Annotated in this window: 19 protein-coding genes; 2 read left to right on the top strand and 17 right to left on the bottom strand. The window is 72.8% G+C overall.

Annotation, left to right across the window (positions count from 1 at the left end):
- Positions 1-8: 8 nt before the first annotated feature.
- Complete coding sequence (locus PYR91_RS18475) at positions 9-1,820, top strand: hypothetical protein (protein ID WP_279781113.1); 1,812 nt, start codon at positions 9-11, stop codon at positions 1,818-1,820.
- A 43-nt stretch (positions 1,821-1,863) separates the two neighbouring features.
- On the opposite strand, the gene PYR91_RS18470 is transcribed toward PYR91_RS18475, so the two are convergent.
- The 17 genes from PYR91_RS18470 to PYR91_RS18390 all read right to left on the bottom strand — a co-directional run bounded on the left by PYR91_RS18470 (position 1,864) and on the right by PYR91_RS18390 (position 19,658).
- Positions 1,864-4,416 carry a phenylalanine--tRNA ligase subunit beta gene (locus PYR91_RS18470; RefSeq protein WP_279781112.1) on the bottom strand — a complete coding sequence of 851 codons (2,553 nt, stop codon included), beginning with the start codon at positions 4,414-4,416 and terminating at the stop codon, positions 1,864-1,866.
- Positions 4,416-5,456, bottom strand: coding sequence for a phenylalanine--tRNA ligase subunit alpha (gene pheS / locus PYR91_RS18465; RefSeq protein ID WP_279781138.1), 1,041 nt, complete (start codon positions 5,454-5,456; stop codon positions 4,416-4,418). The genes PYR91_RS18470 and pheS overlap by 1 nt, the downstream gene beginning before the upstream one ends.
- A gap of 264 nt (positions 5,457-5,720) precedes the next feature.
- Complete coding sequence (locus tag PYR91_RS18460) at positions 5,721-6,803, bottom strand: ATP-binding protein (RefSeq protein ID WP_279781111.1); 1,083 nt, start codon at positions 6,801-6,803, stop codon at positions 5,721-5,723.
- A gap of 110 nt (positions 6,804-6,913) precedes the next feature.
- Complete coding sequence (locus tag PYR91_RS18455; protein ID WP_279781110.1) at positions 6,914-7,726, bottom strand: RNA methyltransferase; 813 nt, start codon at positions 7,724-7,726, stop codon at positions 6,914-6,916.
- Between the two features lie 108 nt (positions 7,727-7,834).
- Entirely contained in the window at positions 7,835-8,215 is a 381-nt protein-coding gene (gene rplT, locus PYR91_RS18450) for a 50S ribosomal protein L20 (protein WP_279781109.1), read from the bottom strand.
- Between the two features lie 24 nt (positions 8,216-8,239).
- Entirely contained in the window at positions 8,240-8,434 is a 195-nt protein-coding gene (rpmI, locus tag PYR91_RS18445) for a 50S ribosomal protein L35 (RefSeq protein WP_279781108.1), read from the bottom strand.
- Positions 8,435-8,571: 137 nt separating this feature from the next.
- Positions 8,572-9,189, bottom strand: coding sequence for a translation initiation factor IF-3 (gene infC / locus PYR91_RS18440; RefSeq protein WP_347943269.1), 618 nt, complete (start codon positions 9,187-9,189; stop codon positions 8,572-8,574).
- 352 nt (positions 9,190-9,541) lie between these two features.
- A complete protein-coding gene (locus PYR91_RS18435; protein WP_279781107.1) occupies positions 9,542-10,372 on the bottom strand; it encodes a shikimate dehydrogenase in 831 nt (276 codons plus the stop codon).
- Positions 10,372-11,535 (bottom strand): endolytic transglycosylase MltG, encoded by a 1,164-nt coding sequence (mltG, locus tag PYR91_RS18430; RefSeq protein ID WP_279781106.1) that lies wholly within the window; start codon positions 11,533-11,535, stop codon positions 10,372-10,374. Before mltG (PYR91_RS18430) ends, PYR91_RS18435 begins: the two co-directional genes overlap by 1 nt.
- Positions 11,536-11,691: 156 nt before the next feature.
- Positions 11,692-13,014 carry an endolytic transglycosylase MltG gene (gene mltG / locus PYR91_RS18425; RefSeq protein WP_279781105.1) on the bottom strand — a complete coding sequence of 441 codons (1,323 nt, stop codon included), beginning with the start codon at positions 13,012-13,014 and terminating at the stop codon, positions 11,692-11,694.
- 215 nt (positions 13,015-13,229) lie between these two features.
- Positions 13,230-13,727: a Holliday junction resolvase RuvX gene (gene ruvX / locus PYR91_RS18420; RefSeq protein ID WP_279781104.1), complete on the bottom strand. Its 498-nt coding sequence runs from the start codon at positions 13,725-13,727 to the stop codon at positions 13,230-13,232.
- 91 nt (positions 13,728-13,818) lie between these two features.
- Complete coding sequence (gene alaS / locus PYR91_RS18415; RefSeq protein ID WP_279781103.1) at positions 13,819-16,491, bottom strand: alanine--tRNA ligase; 2,673 nt, start codon at positions 16,489-16,491, stop codon at positions 13,819-13,821.
- Between the two features lies 1 nt (position 16,492).
- A complete protein-coding gene (locus PYR91_RS18410; protein ID WP_279781102.1) occupies positions 16,493-16,747 on the bottom strand; it encodes a hypothetical protein in 255 nt (84 codons plus the stop codon).
- On the bottom strand, positions 16,744-17,133 hold the full coding sequence (locus PYR91_RS18405) for a DUF948 domain-containing protein (protein ID WP_279781101.1): 390 nt from the start codon (positions 17,131-17,133) through the stop codon (positions 16,744-16,746). Before PYR91_RS18405 ends, PYR91_RS18410 begins: the two co-directional genes overlap by 4 nt.
- A gap of 138 nt (positions 17,134-17,271) precedes the next feature.
- Entirely contained in the window at positions 17,272-18,588 is a 1,317-nt protein-coding gene (locus PYR91_RS18400) for a replication-associated recombination protein A (protein WP_279781100.1), read from the bottom strand.
- Between the two features lie 9 nt (positions 18,589-18,597).
- The gene (locus PYR91_RS18395) at positions 18,598-19,146 is read right to left on the bottom strand and encodes a hypothetical protein (RefSeq protein ID WP_279781099.1); all 549 of its coding nucleotides are present in this window, start codon (positions 19,144-19,146) and stop codon (positions 18,598-18,600) included.
- Between the two features lie 53 nt (positions 19,147-19,199).
- A complete protein-coding gene (locus tag PYR91_RS18390; RefSeq protein ID WP_279781098.1) occupies positions 19,200-19,658 on the bottom strand; it encodes a DUF2231 domain-containing protein in 459 nt (152 codons plus the stop codon).
- A 310-nt stretch (positions 19,659-19,968) separates the two neighbouring features.
- Here PYR91_RS18390 and PYR91_RS18385 point away from each other — a divergent pair, with 310 nt between their 5' ends.
- Positions 19,969-20,871, top strand: a complete 903-nt coding sequence (locus PYR91_RS18385; protein ID WP_347943252.1) for a peptidylprolyl isomerase — start codon at positions 19,969-19,971, stop codon at positions 20,869-20,871.
- Positions 20,872-20,881: the final 10 nt, after the last annotated feature.

The following is a 20,881-nucleotide window of genomic DNA, read 5'->3' as shown; positions in this document are numbered from 1 at the left end:
AGGATCGATTGATCGTACGAGTCACCCCCGATTGGGCGATCCACGGGAAGCGTCCGGGTGCCCGGGACGGCGACGAGATCCTGGCCCACAGCCAGGGCCGGTTCACCCGCGACGAATTCGCCCAGATCATCGCCCGGTTCGCGCCGGGCGGCCAGGCCGACCTGCCGCAGGTGACCACCAGCTGGGTGGACGACGGCGAGAACGCGCACGTCGGCATGGCCATCCAGGAGCGGTCCGACGACAGGGACGGGCTGGGACGAGACATCGCCGTCACCCGCTACTTCTGCGCCCCCTACGCCCAGCTCGCCCACGGCCCGGTGTCGTACGAGGCCCTCTACACGGGCTTCGGCGGGTGCGCGCTGCCGGTCGAGGGCCTGCCCACCGTCCATGTGCCCGCACCGGACTGGGCGTCGACCGCCGCGGCGGTGGACGACACGGCCATGGCCGCGGCCGCCCTTCTCCTCACCGGCAGGCCCGTATGCGTCGTGGGCGCCGAACACGTGCCGCTCGCCGACCGGCTGCGGTTCCTCGACACGGCGGCGGCGCTGCTCCCCTACGGTTTCCGGAGCAGGCTGACCACCTCCACCTGGACCGACAGCGCGGTACGGCACCGCATCAGGTTGTCGTTCGCGCGGCACGCCCCGGCGGAAGCCCACAAGATCAGATGGAGCGGCCCGGTATCCGTGGACGAGTACCCCGACACCGCCCGGCGCTACCACGCCATGCTGGCGAACCACGAGGACCCGGGCGACCTCGTGACACGGTTCGCGCGCGACACCAGGCCACGCTCCATGAAGGCCGCCGACCTCGCCGCGTTCGTCGCCCTCATCGAGGACGACGACGCCCGGTACAGGGTTCCGCCGCGTACCCGCACCGCCCACCAGGCGGCGGCCGAGCTTCTGATCGCGTGCGCCGACGGCCTCGACCAGGGGCGGACCGAGCGCCTCGCGGGCCGGCTCGACCGGCTCGACGCGCTGAGGGGCGCGGTCACCGCCGGCGACCATATGCGGGACATCCGGAACATCGTCGGCGACCGCAGGCTGCTCGTCACGGCACAGTCCCTTGATCGGGAACTGCGGGAACGGCTGTACGGCATCGTGCTGAGCATGGCGTACGGGTCGCTGCTGACGCTGGACGACTTCGAGGAGATCCGGCGGAACGCCGACCACTGGATCGCCCCGCCGCTGGCGGCGGCGCTACGCCGGCTGACCCCGGCCGAACCCGCCGTCACGTTGAAGCTCGCCGCGTACCTGGACCCGGAGGAACAGGTCTCCGTCCTCAAGCCGCTCGACTCGGACGTGCTGATCAAGGCCGCGACGCGGGAGCCCGTCGAGCCGCACACCCTTCACACGCTGTGCGCGGTGCTGACGGCACGCGGGGACGACCGGGCCAACCGGGCGGCGATCACCCGGGAGCTGGGAGAGCGGGGAGACCTGCTGACCGCGGTCCAAGTGCTGCACGCCGACCATCCCGACGACCAGGTGTGGAGCTTTCACACCCTGCTGACCGTCGCGCACGGCCAGGTGATCGACCGGGAGACCCTGGAGCGACACTTCCTGCCCCACCTCGGCTCGCGCTCGGCACCGCTGCTCACCGCCCTGGCCATGATGTGCACCCCCGAAGCCCGCGGCCGCCTCGCGGAGGCGGTGCTCATGGCCCTGTTCGAACAGGCGGGAATCACCCGCGAGCTGCTCCAGAGGATCGGCATCGCGCCGGACCCGCCGGGACGGGGCCAGGCCGATGCCGGCGAGGCGCTCTCCGATCCGCCGGGCGGGCCACGTCGCCTCAACGTCCTGGACCCCCGGCGCTGGAGGACGTGATCCGGCACGGGCGGCAGGTGAAGGCCACCTGCCGCCCGCCCGCCTAGACTCCTCGCAGCTGGGCGCCGGTGCGTTCGCCGGCGAGGGCTACGGCGGCGTCGCGGGCCGCGGTGGTCTCCTCGACGGTGAGGGTGCGGTCGGCGGCGCGGAAGCGCAGGGTGTAGGCCAGGGACTTCTTGCCCTCGCCCACCTGGGCGCCGGTGTAGACGTCGAACAGCCGGATCGACTCCAGCAGCTCGCCCGCGCCCTCGCGCAGCGCCGCCTCGACCCCGGCGACCGGCACCTCGGCGGGGACGACGAGCGCGACGTCCTGCGTGGCGACGGGGTACGCCGACACCGGACGGGCCTGCGCCGGGCCCGGCAGGACGGCCTCCAGGACGTCGAGCTCGAGCTCCATCGCCGCGGTGCGCGGCGGCAGGCCGTACGCCTCGACCACGCGCGGGTGCAGCTCGCCGGCGTGCCCCAGCAGGGCCTCCCCGACGTACAGGGCGGCGCACCGCCCCGGGTGCCACGGCTCGTGGTGGTCGGCGTGGACGGTGACGGCCACCCCGGCCTCGCGGGCGACCGCGCGGGCGGCCTCGACGGCGTCGGCCCAGGAGGCCGGGCGGCCCGCGCCCCACCAGCCCGAGCGCACCCGCTCACCGGCCAGCACGACCGCCACCCGCAGCGGCTGGCGGGGCAGCGCAGCGGTGATGCTCGACAGCTCCTCCTCGCTCGGCCGGCGGTCGACGCCGAGCACCGGCGCCTTGGCCGGCGCGCCCGGCTCGGGGCGGTAGACCAGGCCGACCTCGAACAGGGCGGCGTCGCCGAACCCGCGGCCGGCGTTGCGCACCATGGTCTTGAGCAGGCCGGGCAGCAGCGTCGTGCGCATCAGCGGCTCGTCCTCGCTCAGCGGGTTGGCCAGGCGCACCGCGCGGCGGCGGTCGTCGTCGGCGGCCAGGCGGAGCTGGTCGAGGTCGCGGGAGCCCATGAACGGATAGGCCAGCGTCTCAACGTAGCCGGCGGCGGCCAGCGCGCGGCCGACGCGGCGGCGCAGCCGCTGCGTCTCGGTGAGGCCGGCGCCCGCGGGGGCGGCCGGAAGCACCGACGGCAGCCCCTCGTACCCCTCAAGCCGGATGACCTCCTCGGCGAGGTCGTTGGGGTCGGTCAGGTCGGGACGCCACGACGGCGGGGTGACCGCCAGCAGCTCGGCCTGGCTCGGGTGGCCGGGCGGGGCCAGCAGGTCGGCCGCGACCGGCACCGACCCCTCGGCGCCCGCCCTGCCGACCGACTCGCCGTGGCCGACGACCGTGCAGCCGACCTGCTCCAGCCGGCGCACGACGGTGTCGCGGCCGTACGTCACGCCCGCGACCTGGTCGGGGTGGTCGGCCGGGATGGTGATCGTGACCGGCTCGACCTCGGCCCAGGCGTGCGTGACGCCGGGCTCGGCGGTGCCGCCGCCGAAGGCGACCAGCATCTGCACCGCGCGCCAGGAGGCGTACAGCGGCAGCTCGCGGTCGACGCCGCGCTCGAACCGGCGCGAGGCCTCGCTGACGAGGTTGTGGCGCCGGGACATGCGGGCGGTGCCGGTGGGCGAGAAGTGCGCCGCCTCGATGACCAGCTCGGTGGAGGCGGCGGAGATCTCGGTCTCCAGGCCGCCCATGGTGCCGGCCATCGAGATCGGGCCCGAGGAGTCGGTGATCAGGATGTCGTCGGGGTGCAGCTCGCGCACCACGTGGTCGAGGGTCTCCAGCGTCTCGCCCGGCGCGGCCCTGCGCACGACCACGGGCCCGGTGAGCCGGGCGCGGTCGAAGGCGTGCAGCGGCTGGCCCAGTTCGATCATCAGGTAGTTGGTGATGTCGACGGCCAGCGAGACCGGGCGCATGCCCGCGCGGGTGAGCCGCACGCGCATCCACATCGGCGTCTCGGCCGTGGGGTCGACGCCCGACACCGCGCGCAGCACGAAGCGGTCGCACGCCGAGGGGTCGGCGATGGACGCCGGGTGGGACTCCTCGGTGAACGCCGGGGGCTCCACGTCGGCGGGGTCGCGCCAGGGCACGCCGAAGGCGGTGGCGGCCTCGCGGGCCACGCCCCGGACCGACAGCGCGTACCCGCGGTCGGGGGTGACCTCCAGCTCGATGACGTCGTCGCGCAGGCCGAGCAGCTCGACGACGTCGGCGCCCAGGGGCGTGTCGGACGGCAGGATCATGATGCCGTCGTGGTCGTCGCCGACGCCGAGCTCGCGGGCCGAGCAGATCATGCCGTCGGAGAGCCGGCCGTAGGTCTTGCGGGAGCCGACCTCGAACCCGCCCGGCAGCACCGCGCCGGGCAGCGCCACCGGGACGCGGTCGCCGACCGCGAAGTTGACGGCGCCGCAGATGAGCCAGCGCGGCGCGGCCTCGCCGACCTCGAGCGAGCAGTAGCGGATGGGCTTCTTGAAGCCGGTGAGCTCCTCGATCGACAGGACCTCGCCGACGACGACGTTCTTGATGTCGTAGCCGACCGACTCGATCGACTCCAGCTTGAGCCCGGCGGCGGTCAGCTTGTCGGCGACCTCGTGGGCGGTGACGGCGGGCAGGTCGACGTACTCCCGCAGCCAGGAGAGCGGGAACCTCATCAGACCTCCATACCGAACGGGAGCGTGAAGCGCACGTCTCCCTCGACCATGTCCCTCATGTCCTCGGCGTTGTGGCGGAACATCAACGTGCGCTCCACGCCCATGCCGAAGGCGAACCCGCTGTAGCGGGCGGGGTCGACGCCGCAGGCCACCAGCACCCGGGGGTTGACCATGCCGCAGCCGCCCCACTCGATCCAGCCCTCGGACTTGCAGGTGCGGCAGGGCGGGTTGCCCGGCACGGCCGAGGCGCCGCGGCACACGAAGCACCGCAGGTCCATCTCGGCGGAGGGCTCGGTGAAGGGGAAGTAGTTCGGGCGGAAGCGGGTCATGATGCCTTCGCCGAACATGACCTCGGCGAAGCGGTCGAGCGTGCCCTTGAGGTGGGCCATGGTGAGGCCCTCGTCGACGGCCAGGCCCTCGATCTGGTGGAACACCGGGGTGTGCGTGGCGTCGAGCTCGTCGGTGCGGAAGACCTTGCCGGGCGAGATGACGTACACCGGCAGATCACGCGAGAGCAGGGCGCGGACCTGCACCGGGGAGGTCTGGGTGCGCAGCACCATGCCGGAGTCGACCGACTCGACGAAGAAGGTGTCGTGCTCGGACCTCGCCGGGTGGTCGGCCGCGATGTTGAGGGCGTCGAAGTTGAACCACTCGCCCTCCAGCTCGGGGCCCTCGGCGATCTCGTAGCCCATGGCGACGAAGGCGTCGGCCACGCGCTCCTGCAGCGTGGTCAGCGGGTGGCGGGCGCCGGCGGGCGTGTGGTCCCAGGGAAGGGTGACGTCGACGGTCTCCTCCACCAGCACCCGCTCGTCGCGCTCGGCCTGCAGCACGGCCTGCCGGGCGGCCAGGGCCTCGGAGATCGCCTTGCGCGCGCCGCCGATGCGCTTGCCGGCCTCGGCGCGCGCCTGCGGCGGCAGCGCGCCGATCTCGCGGTTGGCCAGCGCGATCGGGGAGCGGTCGCCGGAGTGGGCCAGCCGCGCCTGCTTGAGTGCGTCGAGGTCGGCGGCCGCGTCGATCGCGGCGACGGCTTCGGCCTGCATGCGCGCCACCTCGTCGGCGTGCAACGGCGTCACCTCGACCGGGTCATAGGTGTTCGACAAGAGTGAGCTCCGTATCCAGGGCTTGAGCGGGCACGATTCTAGTGCGTCGCGGGTGGCCCGCCGGCCGCGGGCGAGGGCCTGTGGACGGCCCTCACGGCCGGAGGCCGGCGGAGGTCGTCGCCGACCTCCGCGACCGCACGCCTGGCGCGGGTGTGAGCCCCCGCACCAGCGGTGGGCGGCCCACCGGCCGTTCCGGACGACGCCTCAGGCGAAGTCGGGGGTGCCGGTGGGCATGGTAAATCGGAACTCCGCGCCGCCGCCGGGAGCCCGCTGCACGGTGATGGTGCCGCCGTGCGCCTCGACGAGGCCCTTGACGATGAAGAGGCCGAGGCCGGTGCCGCCGCGGCGGCGGCCGTTGCCGCGCCAGAACTGCCGGAAGACGCGCGGGGCCAGCTCGGGTGCGACACCCTCGCCTTGGTCGCGCACGGACACGGCGACTCCCCACTCGATGGGCTCCACGACTATCGTCACGGTACCGCGCCCGTGACGCATCGCATTTTCCAGCAGGTTTCCGAGGATCTGGTCAACCTTGTCCTGGTCGAGCCAGGTCTCGGGGAGGCGGTCGCCCACTTCGAGCCGGAAGCGCTCGGGGGCCTCGCCGGCGGCCACCCATCCCGCGATGATCTTACGGGCCCTGGCGGGGATGTCGACCACCTGGCGGTGGATCTGCAGCCGCCCGGACTCGATGCGCGACACGTCCAGCAGCTCGGTGATCAGCCGGGTGACGCGGTCGGCGTCGGCGTTGACGGTCTCCAGCATCACGCGCTTCTGGTCGTCGGTGAAGCGCTCCCACTTGGCCAGCAGGGTGGCGGTGAAGCCCTTGACGCTGGTGAGCGGCGAGCGCAGCTCGTGGGCGACCGTGGACACGAGGTCGGCCCTGCTGCGCTCCAGCCGGGCGCGGGCCGCGCAGCCGCGCAGGGTGACGACCACCCGCACGACGTCGCCGCCGCGCTCGGGCCCGCGGACGAACCGCACGGCCACCAGCAGCTCCTGGCCGCCGGGCAGCGACAGGGAGCACTCGGGCTGGCGGCTGCGGATGCGCAGCCCGCCGTAGGCGTCCAGCCATTTCCACCAGTCGCGGCCGTCGTCGTCGCGCAGCGGCAGGACGTCGGGGAAGTGCCTTCCCACGGCCTGCTCGGGAGTCACTCCGGTGAGGCGGGCGGCGGCCTGGTTGAAGCCCACGACCCGGCCGCGGTGATCGGCCACGACGACGCCGTCGGGGAGATCGTCGATCTGGATCGCACACGCGGCATCGGCGCCCCGTCGGTCGGTCTGTCCGCCGTGCACACCGCCTCCTCGACGACTACAGGGCCGACAATAGCGGGTTTCCGGTGCCCGACGGCAGCCCCGCTTCTGGCCGGGGCGGGCGCGCCGGGAGGGCGGGGCCCGCGCGTCCCTCAGACGGGCGTGGCGGCACGACGGGCCCGCGCCGAGGCATACAGGCACACCGCGGCCGCCGTGGCCAGGTTGAGGCTCTCGGCGCGTCCGTAGATGGGGACGCGCACCACCTCGTCGGCGAGGCCGAGAACCTCCTCGGGAAGCCCCCACGCCTCGTTGCCGAAGATCCAGGCCGTCGGGCCGCTCAGGTCGACGTCGTCGAGCGTCCGGCTCCCCGCCCCGTCGGCGGCGAGGACCCGCAGGCCCTTGGCCCGCAGTTCGCCCACGGCCGCGGCCACGGGCGCGGCGGTGGCGACCGGCAGGTGGAACAGGCTGCCGGCGCTGGCGCGCACGCACTTGCCGTTGTACGGGTCGACGGAGGCGTCGGTGAAGACCACGCCGTCGGCGCCCGCGGCGTCGGCCGTGCGCAGAACCGTTCCGGCGTTGCCCGGGTCGCGCACGTAGGCGAGCACGGCGACCAGGCCGGCCCCCTCGGGAACGGCCTCGGCCAGGGGGACGTGCACGAAGCGGCAGACCGCGAGCAGCCCCTGGGGCGTGACGGTCTGGGCCAGCTCGGCCATGACCTCGCCGCTCGCGCCGTGCACCGGCACCCCGGCCAGCCGAGCGGCCGTCAGGATCTCCGGATGGCGCGACTCGGCCTCCGCGGTGGTGAACACCTCGGTGACGACGCCGGGAAGGCCCAGCGCCTCCCTGACCGCCTGGGGGCCCTCTGCGAGGAACGCGCGGTCGCGGTCTCTGAAGGCTCGCTTGGTCAGGCGCTTGGCCGCCTTGACCCGCGGGGACCTGGTGTTGGTCAGCTCTGATCCGGCCATGTGTCCCCCTGGAGAGCCCGCGCGGCGCGACGGCGCGCGGGCGTGTAAACAGATGAACGACCCGCTCCGAAAGAGAACGAGTCGTTCACCGGGTCGTGCGCCGCCGGCTCAGGCGACCGGCGCGTTCACGTCGGCCGGCAGTGCCTTCCTGGCGGCCTCGGCCAGCGCCGTGAAGGCCTGGCTGTCGTTGACGGCGAGGTCGGCGAGGATCTTGCGGTCGACCTCGACCCCGGCGATCCGCAGACCCTGGATGAAGCGGTTGTAGGTGATGCCGTTCGCGCGCGCCGCGGCGTTGATGCGCTGGATCCAAAGGCGCCGGAAGGTGCCCTTCTTGTCCTTGCGGTCGCGGTAGGCGTAGGTCATCGAGTGGAGCATCTGCTCCTTGGCCTTGCGGTACAGACGCGACCGCTGACCCCGGTAACCACTCGCCCGCTCGAGGACGACGCGGCGCTTCTTCTTGGCGTTGAGCGCCCGCTTTACGCGTGCCATTGTTCTATCTCCCCGGGGGTTCGGTTACTTGCCCAGCAGCTTCTTGATCTTTTTGGAGTCGGCATCGGACACGACGACCTCCGGCGCGAGACGGCGCGTCAGCTTGGACGACTTGTGCTCGTTGTAGTGAGCACGGTTCGCCCGACGGCGAATGATCTTGCCGCTGCCGCTGAGGCGGAACCGCTTCTTCGCACCGCTGTGCGTCTTCATCTTCGGCATGTCAGCCGTCTCTCCCTCATTCGTCCGTGCCGATGTACCGGGTCAAGTTACCCCAGGCAGACGATCGCCTGACTGGAGTTCTGACCCGGTCACGGTTGTGCTTGTCCGCGCCGCGCCGCGCGCTCAGGCGCGCCGCCTCACTCCTGCGGTTCCGCCCCCGCCAGTTCCTGCTCGAGCTCGGCCCCTTCGGGCGAGTCGTCGGAACGCGTACGGGCGGCCGCCCGCTCGGCCTTCGCTTCGGCCTTCTTCTTGTGCGGCCCGATCACCATGATCATGTTTCGGCCGTCCTGCTTCGGCTGGGACTCGACGAAGCCGAGCTCCGTGACGTCCTCGGCGAGCCGCTGCAGAAGGCGGAAACCCAGTTCCGGGCGGGACTGCTCACGCCCGCGGAACATGATCGTGACCTTGACCTTGTCCCCCGCTTTGAGGAACCGAACGACGTGACCCTTCTTGGTCTCGTAGTCGTGCGGATCGATCTTCGGCCGGAGCTTGATCTCCTTGATGATCGTGTGCGCCTGGTTGCGGCGCGCCTCGCGTGCCTTCATCGCGGACTCGTACTTGAACTTGCCGTAGTCCATGAGCTTGCACACGGGCGGCCGAGCCGTGGCCGCGACCTCGACCAGGTCGAGATCGGACTCCTGGGCCAGCTTGAGCGCGTCACCGATGGTGACGATGCCGACCTGCTCGCCGTTCGGGCCGACGAGGCGGACCTCGGGCACACGAATACGCTCGTTGATGCGGGGCTCAGTGCTGATGGGACCTCCTAGGTACCTGGCGTATCCTGCGTCGCTGCTCGATCGCGCCCGGGGATGTCGCCCTGTACGTGCGAAAAGCCCCACACGTCGCGCATGCGGGGCCACTGAGCCCTTCGGTCGTCCGAAGGTGAACTCGCCGGAAGTCGATACCGGTGTGATCCTTGACCCGCCGGCCTCGCGGCCGATCAGGTGGGAGGAGGGCCTCCGCTTGCGCGTCCAGCAGTTTCGTGCCGGACCGATCAAGCAGTAACACTACCACAACACCGTGTACCTATCGAATGATTCCCCGCCCGCTGCACGGGGCGCGACCGGCGCGCCACGCACCGTCATCATCGCGGCCGGTGCGGGCGTCTCAGCGCGCCGGGGCCGCCGCGCGCCGGGCGATCTCGGCCTCGCCGGCGGCGCGCATGGTCTCGACGGGGGCGTCCCGCCGGCCGGTGTGCAGCTCCACCTGGAGCGCGGCCTGGTGCAGCAGCATGGCGAAGCCGCTGACGACCGTGCCGCCCGCGGCGCGCACGGCGCGCGCCAGGGGGGTGGGCCACGGGGCGTACACGACGTCGAGCAGGGCGGGCACGCGGCCGACGGCGCCGGCGAACCCGTCGGCCGCGCCCGGCGGCAGCGTGGAGACCACCAGGTCGACGTCGAGCAGGCCGTCGACCTTGTCGAAGGTCTCCACGCGCAGCGCCATGCCCAGCCGCTCGGCGACCCGCGCGGTCTCCCCCGCGCGCGACGGGTCGCGGACGGCGAGCGACGCCTCGCCCAGCCCCAGCTCGCGCAGCGCGGCCAGCGCCGAGGCGGCCGTCGCGCCGCCGCCCAGGATCGTGGCCGCCCTGGGCGGCAGGACGCCGGATTCGGCGAGCGCGCCCACGATGCCGTACACGTCGGTGTTCTCCCCGTGCCGGGCTCCGTCGCGGAACACCACGGTGTTGGCCCCGCCGACCTCGACCGCGAGCGCCGAGACGGTGTCGAGCAGGGGCAGCACCGCCCGTTTCAGCGGCATGGTGAGCGAGAGGCCGGCCCATTCGGGGCCCATGCCGGCCATCAGGGCGGGCAGGGCCGCCTCGTCGCACTCGACGGCGTCGTACCGCCAGCCGGTCAGCCCGAGGGCCTGGTAGGCGGCCCGGTGCAGGAACGGCGACAGCGAGTGCGCGATGGGCGACCCGAGGACGGCGGCACGCCGCATCAGCCGCCCCGCTGGTTCCGGTTGAACTCCTCGACCAGCTTCTGGTGCTCGATGTCGGAGTCGGTGAACTTGGTGATGTTGCGGTCGGGGTCGACGGTGACGAAGTACAGCCACGGGCCCGGCGTCGGGTCGAGGGCCGCCTCGATCGCGTCGTCGCCGGGGTTGCCGATGGGCCCCGGCGGCAGGCCGAGGCGCTTGTAGGTGTTGTACGGCGACTTGCTCTCCAGGTCCGCGTGGGTGGCGGAGATGCCGAACTTGTTGAGGCCGTACATCACGGTGCTGTCCATCGAGAGCGTCAGCGGGGGGTTGCGGCTCATCCGGTTGTAGATGACCCGGGAGACCTTGCCCATGTCGGCGACGGTGCCCGCCTCGGCCTGCGCGATGCTGGCGATGGTGAGGATCTCCATGGGCGTGCGGCCGACCTCCTTGGCGCGGGAGACCAGGTCGGCCTCCTCGGCGGCGTGCTCGTAACGCTGGACCATCTCGGCGAGGATGTCCTGCGCGCTCGACCTCGGCGAGATCTCGTAGGTGGCCGGGAAGGCGAAGCCCTCCAGCTTGCCCTTGGCGTACTCGGGCAGCCCGAGCGCCTCGGCGTCCCTGGCGGCGCGCCGGAACTCCGTGACGGGCTTGCCGGTCGCGGCGGCGAGCTGCGTCAGGATCTGCGAGAGCCGCAGGCCCTCCTTCAGCGTGACGGTGCTCTTCAGCCGCTTGCCCGGGTCGAGCAGCGGCACCGCGCCGCTCGCCGCCATGCCCTTGCGGAGCTTGTACTCGCCGGGCTGCAGCGAGGCGGTCTTGCCCGCCGCCCCGATCGCGTTGATGAACGCCCGCTCACTGGCCACCACGCCCTGCTCGACGAGGGTCTGGGCGACCTGGCTGGCGCTCTGGCCCTCCTTGATCTCCACGACCACCTCGCCCGTGCCCGGGCCCGCGAAGTCCTTGACGGTGGTTACGCCGCGTATCCACTGGTAGCCGTAGTACCCGCCGACGCCGAGGACGCCGACGATGATGAGCATCGCGACCAGGAACGCCGCGTAGCCCTTGCGGCGCTGGCGGCGCTGGCGCCTCCTGCTGCGGCTGCGGGTGCTCCTCGCACCGCGTGACCTGCGCCGGGGACCTTCGTCGTCCTCGGCGCCCAGCAGACCATCGAGGTCGAGATCGTTCATAGGTGCGCTCGCCAATCTCCCGGTAGGACCGGCCGTCCGTCAAGCGCGTGCCCGTTTTCGAGGGGATCCGCCAGGCACGCGGCCGTTCCACGCCCGGCACCGCACCGGCCCGGGTCACCGGGAGTGTACGGCACACGGTGGCTGTCCCCTCAAGCATCACTGCTGTCCGAGACGTCTGTTGAGCTCTTCTCGGAACTTCACGAACTCGCTCTCTTTGTCGGTGAATTTCGTGATTCTACGCTTTGGATCGACCGTGACGAACCAGTTCCAAGCGCCCTTTGCGGGATGAAGCGCCGCTCGCAGCGCCGCCTCCCCCGGGTTGCCGATCGGGCCGGCCGGCAGCCCTCGGTGCATGTAGGTGTTGTACGGGGTGTCCTTCTTGATCTCGGCGTTGGACGCCACGATGCCGTGCTTGCCGAGGCCGTACATCACCGTGCTGTCCATCTCGAGCTTGGCCCCGGCGGCCAGCCGGTTGTAGATCACCCTGGCGATCTTCGGATAGTCGGCCTCTCCCCCGCCCTCGGCCTGCACGATGCTCGCGACCACCACGATCTGGTGGCGGCTCAGGCGGTGCCTGGCCGCGCCGGCCTCCAGGTCCAGATCGGCCGCGGCGCGCTTGAACCTGCGGACCAGCGCGCTCATCAGGTCGCGCGCCGTGGTCCGCTGCTCGATGTCGTAGGTGGCCGGGAAGAGGTAGCCCTCGACGGCCCCTCCCGCGTACGCGGGCAGCCCCAGCCCGGCCGGCGCGGCGGCCAGCGCCGACAGGTCCTTGGCGGGCAGTCCCGAGCCCCTGGCCAGCCGGGCGACGACCTCGGAGGCGCGCAGCCCCTCGGGCAGGGTGACCCGCTTGCGGATCCGCGACCGCGGCGCCAGCAGCAGGTCGACGGCGGAGCCCGCCGACATGCGCTTGCGCAGCAGGTAGCGCCCCGGCCGCAGGCCGCCGGCCTTGCCGCGCCGCTCCACCTCGCGCACGAAGGCGCGGGTGCTCGCCACCACGCCGGCCCCCACCAGGACGTCGCCGATCGCGCCCGCGCTCGCACCCGGCGCGATCTCCACGACTGCCGGGCCCGAACCGGGCCCGTCGAAGTCCTCCGGGGCCACCAGCGGCCGGAACAGCGTGAGCGCGGCGGTCAGCCCGAGGGTGACGAGCACGGCGCTGCCGGCCGCGACGAGCAGCACGGCGCGCCGCCGCCCGCGCCGCGCCGCCTCCCGACGCCCGGCGACGGAGGCGTCCCGCGGCTCCTCGGCGAAGGAGATCAGCCCGCCGGAGTCGCCCTCCGGCTCCGGCGGGGCGTCGGGACCCTCCGGCGGCCCCTCGGGACGGTCGAAGCCGCCCTCCCGCTCCGGCGGGGCCGCGGTGCCCTGCGGCGGCCCCTCACCCCCCGGGACGTCCACCGGCCCCTCGGGACGGGCGAAGCCGCCCTCCGGCTCCGGCGCCGCGGTGCCCTGCGGCGGCCCCTCACCCCCCGGGACGTCCACGGGCTCCTCGGAACGGGCGAAGCCGCCCTCCGGCTCCGGGGAACGTTCCAAGACGCCGTCGCCGGGCGCCGGGGCGCCAAGGGGCGCCTCAGGGTCGCCGGGGCGGCCTTGCGGATCCCGGGACCGGCTGAACAGGCGTGCGGGCCCGTCCTCCGGCTCCGGGCCCTCGCCGGGGCCTTCCGGCCGACCGGCCTCGCCGGGGCCGGGCGGGCGGGTCACCTGACCGGCCCGGCGCTCGATCCCCCGCCGGGGCGTTCCCCCGGCGGATCGAGGGGCCTGCCCGGCGGCGCGCCGCTCGCGCGCTCGGCGTCCAGGGCGGCCTGGAGCAGGACCACGGCCGCCATCTGGTCGACCATCGCCCGCTGCTTCTTCGCCGTCACGCCGCCGTCGCGCAGGCGCTGCTGGGCGGTCACGGTGGTCAGCCGCTCGTCATACAGGCGGATCGGAGTGGGCGCGAGGCGCGCGGCCAGCCGGCCCGCGAACTCGCGCGCGGCGGCCGCCGCGTGGCTCTCGCGCCCCGACAGCGAGGTCGGCAGGCCGACGACGACCTCGACGGCCTCATGCTCGGCGGCGATGGCGGCGATGCGGTCGACGTCGCCCCGCCCCCTGCGGACGGTCTCGACCGGCGTGGCCAGCAGCCCCGAGGGGTCGCTGCGCGCCACGCCGACCCGGACCGACCCGGCGTCCACCCCCAGGCGGACGCCGCGTCTCACGGCGCCCCCCGGGCGGGGCGGCCCGCCGGGAAGCGCCGGCTCGTCAGGCCGAGCCGGGCCTCCGGCAGAAGCCCCCGCGCTGTTCGCACGCTCAGGACAGGGTCTCGCGCACCGCGTGCTCGACGGCGCCGAGCGCGTCGCCGATCGCCTCGGCACGCACCCCACCGCCCTGCGCGACGTCATCCTTGCCGCCACCGCCACCCCCAAGTGCCTTGGCGGCCACGCCGACCAGACGCCCGGCCTTGAGTCCCCGGCCGCGTCCCGCGTCGTTCACGGCGGCCACCACGACAGGGCGGTCTGCGGGCACACCCGCGATCAGGATCATCGCGGCGCGGTCACCGGGGAACCGGCCGCGCACGTCAAGGGCGAGTTTACGCAGGTCATCGGGGGAAGTCCCGTCAGGCGCGCGGTGCGTCACGACCGAGACGCCGTCGATGTCGCGGGCGGAGGAGGCGAGCTCGCCGGCGACCTCGAGCACGCGGGCCGAGCGCAGCTTCTCGAGCTCCCGCTCGGCGGCGCGAAGGCGGGAGACGATGCCCTCGACACGCTCGGGAAGCTCCTCGCGGCGCACCTTGAGCTGCTCGCTGAGCTGGGCCACCAGCACGCTCTCGCGGGCGAGGAAACGGAAGGCGTCCACCCCGACCAGGGCCTCCACCCGGCGCACGCCGGCGCCGATCGAGGACTCGCCGAGCACCTTCACCACGCCGAGCTGGCCGGAGCTGGCGACGTGCGTGCCGCCGCACAGCTCGCGGGAGTAGTCGCCGACCTCGACGATGCGGACCTCGTCGCCGTACTTCTCGCCGAACAGCGCCAGCGCGCCCATGGACCGCGCCTCGCTGAGCGAGGTGTGGTAGGCGTGGACCTTCAGATCGTTGACGAGGACGGCGTTGACCTCCTCCTCGACGTCGCGCAGCACGCTCACCGGCACGGCGCCGGAGGCGGTGAAGTCGAAGCGGAAGCGGCCGGGGGAGTTCTCGGAGCCGGCCTGGGCCGCGCTCTCGCCGAGCGCGTTGCGGAACCCGCGGTGCACCAGGTGGGTGGCGGTGTGGCTGCGGGAGATCGCGCGGCGGCGCTCGACGTCGATCTCGGCCTGGACCGCCTCGCCGACGCGGATCTCGCCCTGGGCGACCTTGCCGCGGTGCACGACCAGGCCCGCGAACGGCGACTGCACGTCGACGATCTCGACCAGGGCCCCGCCGGCGCGGATCGTACCCTGGTCGCAGAGCTGGCCGCCGCCCTCGGCGTAGAACGGGGTGCGGTCGAGCACGACCTCGACCGTGGTGCCGGCGCCGGCCGCCGGGACCGACGCCCCGTCGACGAGCAGGCCGACGACGGTCGCCTCGGCGAGGGTGTGGTCGTAGCCGAGGAACTCGACCCTGCCGGCGCGGTCGAGCATCGCGCCGAGCACCGAGACGTCGGCGTTGCCGGTCTTCTTGGCCGCGGAGTCGGCCTTGGCGCGGTCGCGCTGCTCGTTCATCAGGCGGCGGAAGCCGTCCTCGTCGACCCGCAGGCCCTGCTCGGCGGCCATCTCGAGCGTGAGGTCGATGGGGAAGCCGTAGGTGTCGTGGAGCTGGAACGCCTGCCCGCCCGCCAGGACGGGGGCTCCCTTGCGCTTGGTCTCCTCGACGGCCGCGTCGAAGATCGCGGTGCCGGTGCGGAGCGTGCCGAGGAAGGAGGTCTCCTCGGCGTCGATCACGGTGTGGATGTGCGCGGCGTCGCTCTTGAGCTCGGGGTACTGGTCGCCCATGGCGGCGATGGTGGTGGCGGCGAGCTCGTGCATGTAGCGCTCCTCGCCCGCGCCGAGCAGCCGCAGGTTGCGGATGGCGCGGCGCAGCATGCGGCGCAGCACGTAGCCCCGGCCCTCGTTGGAGGGCAGCACTCCGTCGCCGACGAGCATGACGCCGGCGCGCAGGTGGTCGGCGACCACGCGCAGCGAGACGTCGGCCCGGGCGTCCCTGCCGTAGCGGGACCGGGTGAGCTCGGCGGCCTTGTCGAGGATCTTGTAGGTGGTGTCGATCTCGTAGATGTTGTCGACGCCCTGCAGGATCGCGGCCATGCGCTCCAGGCCCATGCCGGTGTCGACGCTCTTGGCCGGCAGGTCGCCCAGGATCGGGAAGCCCTCCTTGCCGCCGCCGGCGCCGCGCTCGAACTGCATGAAGACGTTGTTCCACACCTCGAGGTAACGGGTCTCGTCGGCCACCGGGCCGCCCTCGGCGCCGTACTCGGGGCCGCGGTCGTAGTAGATCTCGGTGCACGGGCCGCACGGGCCGGGCACGCCCATCGACCAGAAGTTGTCGGCCATGCCGCGCCGCTGGATGCGCTCCGCGGGCACGCCCACCTTGTCGTGCCAGATGCCGAAGGCCTCGTCGTCGTCGAGGTAGACGGTGGCCCAGAGGCGGTCCTCGGGGAAGCCGAACCCGCCCTCGGACTCGGGCTTGGTCAGCAGCTCCCAGGCGTAGGGGATCGCCTGGTCCTTGAAGTAGTCGCCGAAGGAGAAGTTGCCGAGCATCTGGAAGAAGCTGGCGTGGCGGGTGGTCTTGCCGACCTCGTCGATGTCGAGGGTGCGCATGACCTTCTGCGCGCTGGCCGCGCGGGGGTAGGGCGGCTTCTTCTGGCCGAGGAAGTAGGGCTTGAAGGGCACCATGCCGGCGTTGACCAGCAGCAGGGTCGGGTCTTCGGCGACCAGGCTGGCCGAGGGCACGATCGTGTGGCCGCGCTCCTCGAAGAAGCGCAGGAAGCGGCGGGCGATCTCTGCCGACTCCATCTCAGCGGCCGTCCTTTACATCGTGGTGGTGGATGACTTCGAAATCGTCGAGCCCGTAGCGCGCCCGCAGCTCGGACTCCCTGCCCGCGGACAGGCGCCGTGCCTCGTCGGCGAACTGGCGCGCGCCGGCCGCCAGGCCCACGGCGCGGTCGGCCGCGCGGCGGGCCAGGTGGTCGGGCTTCAACGCCTGAAGCCTACGCGTCGCCCAGGCCCCGGCGTACGCGCCCAGGGCGAGGTAGAACAGCCGGCGGATCACGGGAGCCTCCGCCCGCGCTCCAGGCGGCGCGGGGAGGGGGCCCTGCGCGCCGCGGCGCCGCGGATGCCGTGGACCAGCGCCGAGGCCTTGATGAGCGGGCGGGCGAAGATCGTGGAGGCGACGCCGGTGACCTTCACCATGTTGCCGCTGACCTCCTTCATGTCGCCGGCGATGGCCTCGACGGCGACGAGCTGGCGGTTGGTCTCGGCCACCGTGGCGCTGACGTCGTCGAGCAGGGGGATCACGCGGTCGCTGAGATCGGCCACCATCTTGGTGGTCTGGGTCAGCAGGCGGGAGAGCCTGACGAGCACCACCACCAGAAAGCTGACCAGGATCGCCCAGAACATGGCGACGATGAGGCCGGCGACCTCTCCCGCGGTAAGCATGTCGTGCGTCCCCTCGGAGATGACCTACGGATGTGCGGCCCGGCTCGGGCGGCGGAACAGGGGAGACCCTATCGCGCCGGGAGTCGCGTGCCCGCGCCAAGCGCGCCACCTGTGGACGACGGCCCGCCGGCGCGAGGCTCAGGCGCGGCCGCGGAGGAACTCGCGGATCTTGGACCAGCGGTCGGCGACGTGCGTCTCGGCACCGTGCCGGGTCGGCTCGTAGTAGCGGCGGTCGCGCACCTCCTCGGGCGCGTAGTCCTGGCGCACGAGGCCGTGCTCGAAGTCGTGGGGGTACTGGTAGCCCTTGCCGTGGCCGAGCTTGGCCGCGCCCGGGTAGTGGCCGTCGCGCAGGTGGCCGGGCACCTGGCCGATCAGGCCGCGCCGGACGTCGTCGGAGGCGGCGCCGATGGCCTTGATCACGGCGTTGGACTTGGGCGCGAGCGCGCAGTGGATCACCGCGTGGGCGAGGTTGATGCGCCCCTCGGGCAGGCCGATCATCTGCACGGCCTGGGCGGCGGCGACCGCGACCTGCAGGCAGGTGGGGTCGGCCATGCCGACGTCCTCGGAGGCGAAGATGACGATGCGGCGGGCCAGGAACCGGGGGTCCTCCCCCGCCTCGATCATGCGTGCCAGGTAGTGCAGCGCGGCGTCGGCGTCCGAGCCGCGCATGCTCTTGATGAAGGCGCTGATCACGTCGTAGTGCTGGTCGCCCTGCCGGTCGTAGCGCACCGCGGCCTTGTCGACGGCCTTCTCGACCGTCTCGACGGTGATCTCGCCGTCCGGGACGAGCAGCGCCGCGGCCTCCAGGTAGGTGAGCGAGCGGCGGGCGTCTCCCCCGGCCAGGCGCACCAGGTGGTCGACCGCCTCGGGCGCCGGGCGCACCCGCCCGCCCAGGCCCCGGGGGTCGCGCCAGGCCCGGTCGAGCACGGCCCGGATGTCGTCGTCGGACAGCGGCTCCAGGGTGAGCAGCAGCGAGCGTGACAGCAGCGGGGAGATCACCGAGAAGAACGGGTTCTCGGTAGTGGCCCCGATGAAGGTGACCCAGCGGTTCTCCACCGCCGGGAGCAGGGCGTCCTGCTGGGCCTTGTTGAAGCGGTGGACCTCGTCGACGAACAGGACGGTCTGGCGCCCGGTCATGCCGAGCTCCTTCTTGGCCTGGTCGATGGCCGCGCGCACGTCCTTGACCCCGGCCGAGACCGCCGACACCTCGACGAACCGGCGTTCGGTCACGCCGGCGACGACGTAGGCCAGGGTGGTCTTGCCGGTGCCCGGCGGGCCCCACAGGAAGAGCGACATCGGCGCCTCGCTCTCGACGAGCCGGCGCAGGGGCGTGCCGTCGCCGAGCAGGTGGCGCTGGCCCAGCACCTCGTCGAGCGTGCGCGGCCGCATGCGGACGGCCAGCGGCTCCTGGCTCCGATGCGCCTCCCGCGCGGCCGAGTCGAACAAACTCTCCACGCCTCGACACTACCGCTGATAGAGCAGGTCGATCGTGTCGTGGTTGCGGCCCCAGGTGAGCTCGAAGGTCCAGCAGCCGGGGGCGGGGACGTCGATCGAGCTCGGGTAGATCTCCCCGGGGCCGGAGTTCGGCGGGAAGGAGCCCTGGACCACGGGCTCGCTCCGGCCGCGCGGGCGGCCCTCGTAGCGCAGGTCGTCCGTGCCGCGCGGCAGCCGCACGTACCAGAGGATCTTGTTGTACGGGTTGGTCGGCTTGCCGGCGCGCAGCTTCCTGGTGAACAGGTAGCCGAGAACGTCGCCCTCGCGCCCGACGACGAACCTGGTCCCGGGCGCGTTCACCGTGGCCCAGTCCGGCGGCCGGCCCTCGCGCACCGGGGTCTCCCCGCACCCGCCCGCGGCCGTCGGCGACGTCCCGGCCGCCGGCGCCGCCGAGGCGGTGGGCCCGGTCGCCGGGGGCGTGCCTGGGGGCGAGGGGGTGACGGGGTTCGCGGACGACGGGGCGGTGGCGCACGCGGCGGCGAGCGCCGCGCACACCGTCAGGATGACGATGTTCCTCATGCCCGTGTCTACCGCGCGCGGGCCCGGAGGGTTCCGTGCCGCCCTCACGCGGCTCAGCCCCAGACGGCGACGGCTCCGCTGTGGCCGGACCTGACGGCGTAGAAGCCCGCGACCAGGGCCAGCACCACGGTGACCACGGTCAGCAGCGTGGTGGTGACCTTGCCCAGCCGCAGCGAGGAGTAGACCAGCGCCAGTGCGGACGCCCCGAGCCCGATCGTGCTGTACAGCAGCGGGCCGGCGTACCCCTCGTGCTCGGCGATCCGCATGCCGAGCTCCCCTTCGGGCAGGCCGCCGGCGAAGGTGTGGGCCTTGAACGCCTCGCCGCTCTGTTCGGCCGCGAAGGCGGCGGCCGGCGCGGCGAGCGCCAGCAGGGTCACCGCCCAGCCCAGTCGCGGGCGCACGCGCGGCACGAGGCCGTAGACGACCGAACCGACGGCCAGCAGCGGAATGAAGATCACGGCGGCGTGGACGATCAGGGGGTGGGCGGGCAGCCCGAGAATCTGTTCGAACATGGATGCTGGCTCCTCGTGTGGGCTCGTCGTCCCTATACGGATGCGGCCGCCGCGGGGTTCCCCGAGGCGGTCCGGATCGCGCGGACGCCCCCTGCGGCCGTGCGAGCCCATGGTCGCGGGCTGGTCGTCAGATCACCATAAGAGATTGAGAACCGCAACTTTCCCCCTCGCAACGATCTGGCACACCAGGTCAAAGACGATCTCCCCCGGGGGCGAACTGGGCGTTTTATGCATGCTCAACACAAAGGCCGGTACGATTCCCGGGCATCGCAGTCATCTATCGGCAAATGGAAGGCATACCGTGACCGACGTGGATCGCCAGACCCAGCTGGCACGGGAGCACCGCGAACGGCAGGAAGAGCGCGCCGCCACGAAGCGCCCGTCCAAGCGCAACACGATCATCGGTGCGGGGGTCGGCGTCATCCTGGTCGCGGGCGGCATCATCGCGGCCACCACGCTCATGGGCGGCGAGGACGACACCGTCGCACCGGGTGCGGCCCCCGGCCCCTCCGCCTCGGCGGGCGCGTCCCCCCCTGCCGCGCTGCCCATCCCCACCACCGACCCGGGCCAGGCCGGCCCCGTCTCCTGCGAGTACCGCAAGGACGACAGCGGGTCGCCCGAGAAGAACGTGGGCAAGCCTCCGTCCAAGCCGAACACGAAGCTCAAGACCATGACGCTGGACACCAACCAGGGTCAGATCGTCATCGAGCTCGCCACCGCGCAGGCGCCGTGCACGGTCAACTCGTTCGCGTTCCTGGCGAAGAAGAACTACTTCGACAACACCCGCTGCCACCGCCTGGCCACCGTGGAGACCACCGGTCTGGGCATGCTCCAGTGCGGCGACCCGCTCGCCAAGGGCGACGGCAAGTCCAAGGACGACGGTACGGGCAGCCCGGGCTACCTGTTCGGCGACGAGAACCTCGGCGGCATCCCCTACACCCGGGGAACGGTCGCGATGGCCCAGGGCGGCGAGGACGCGAACTCCAACGGCAGCCAGTTCTGGATCTCGTTCTCCGACGAGAACATCCAGCTCGCGAGCGCGGGAGCCGCGTACACGCCGTTCGGCGTGGTGACCAAGGGCATGGACGTCGTCGACAAGATCGCCAAGGGCGGCATCATCCCGTTCGGCGGCGACCCGCTGTCCGACGTGCGGGGCGAGGGCTCAAACGCCCCCAAGCTCCCGGTCGTCATCAAGAACGTGACCCTGCGCTGACGCCCCGGGG

Origin of the sequence: Sphaerisporangium sp. TRM90804 (assembly GCF_029846175.1) — a bacterium.
Taxonomy (GTDB): domain Bacteria; phylum Actinomycetota; class Actinomycetes; order Streptosporangiales; family Streptosporangiaceae; genus Sphaerisporangium.
Note: the sequence above shows the minus strand (reverse complement) of the source record. Positions and strands in the feature narration are given on the sequence as shown.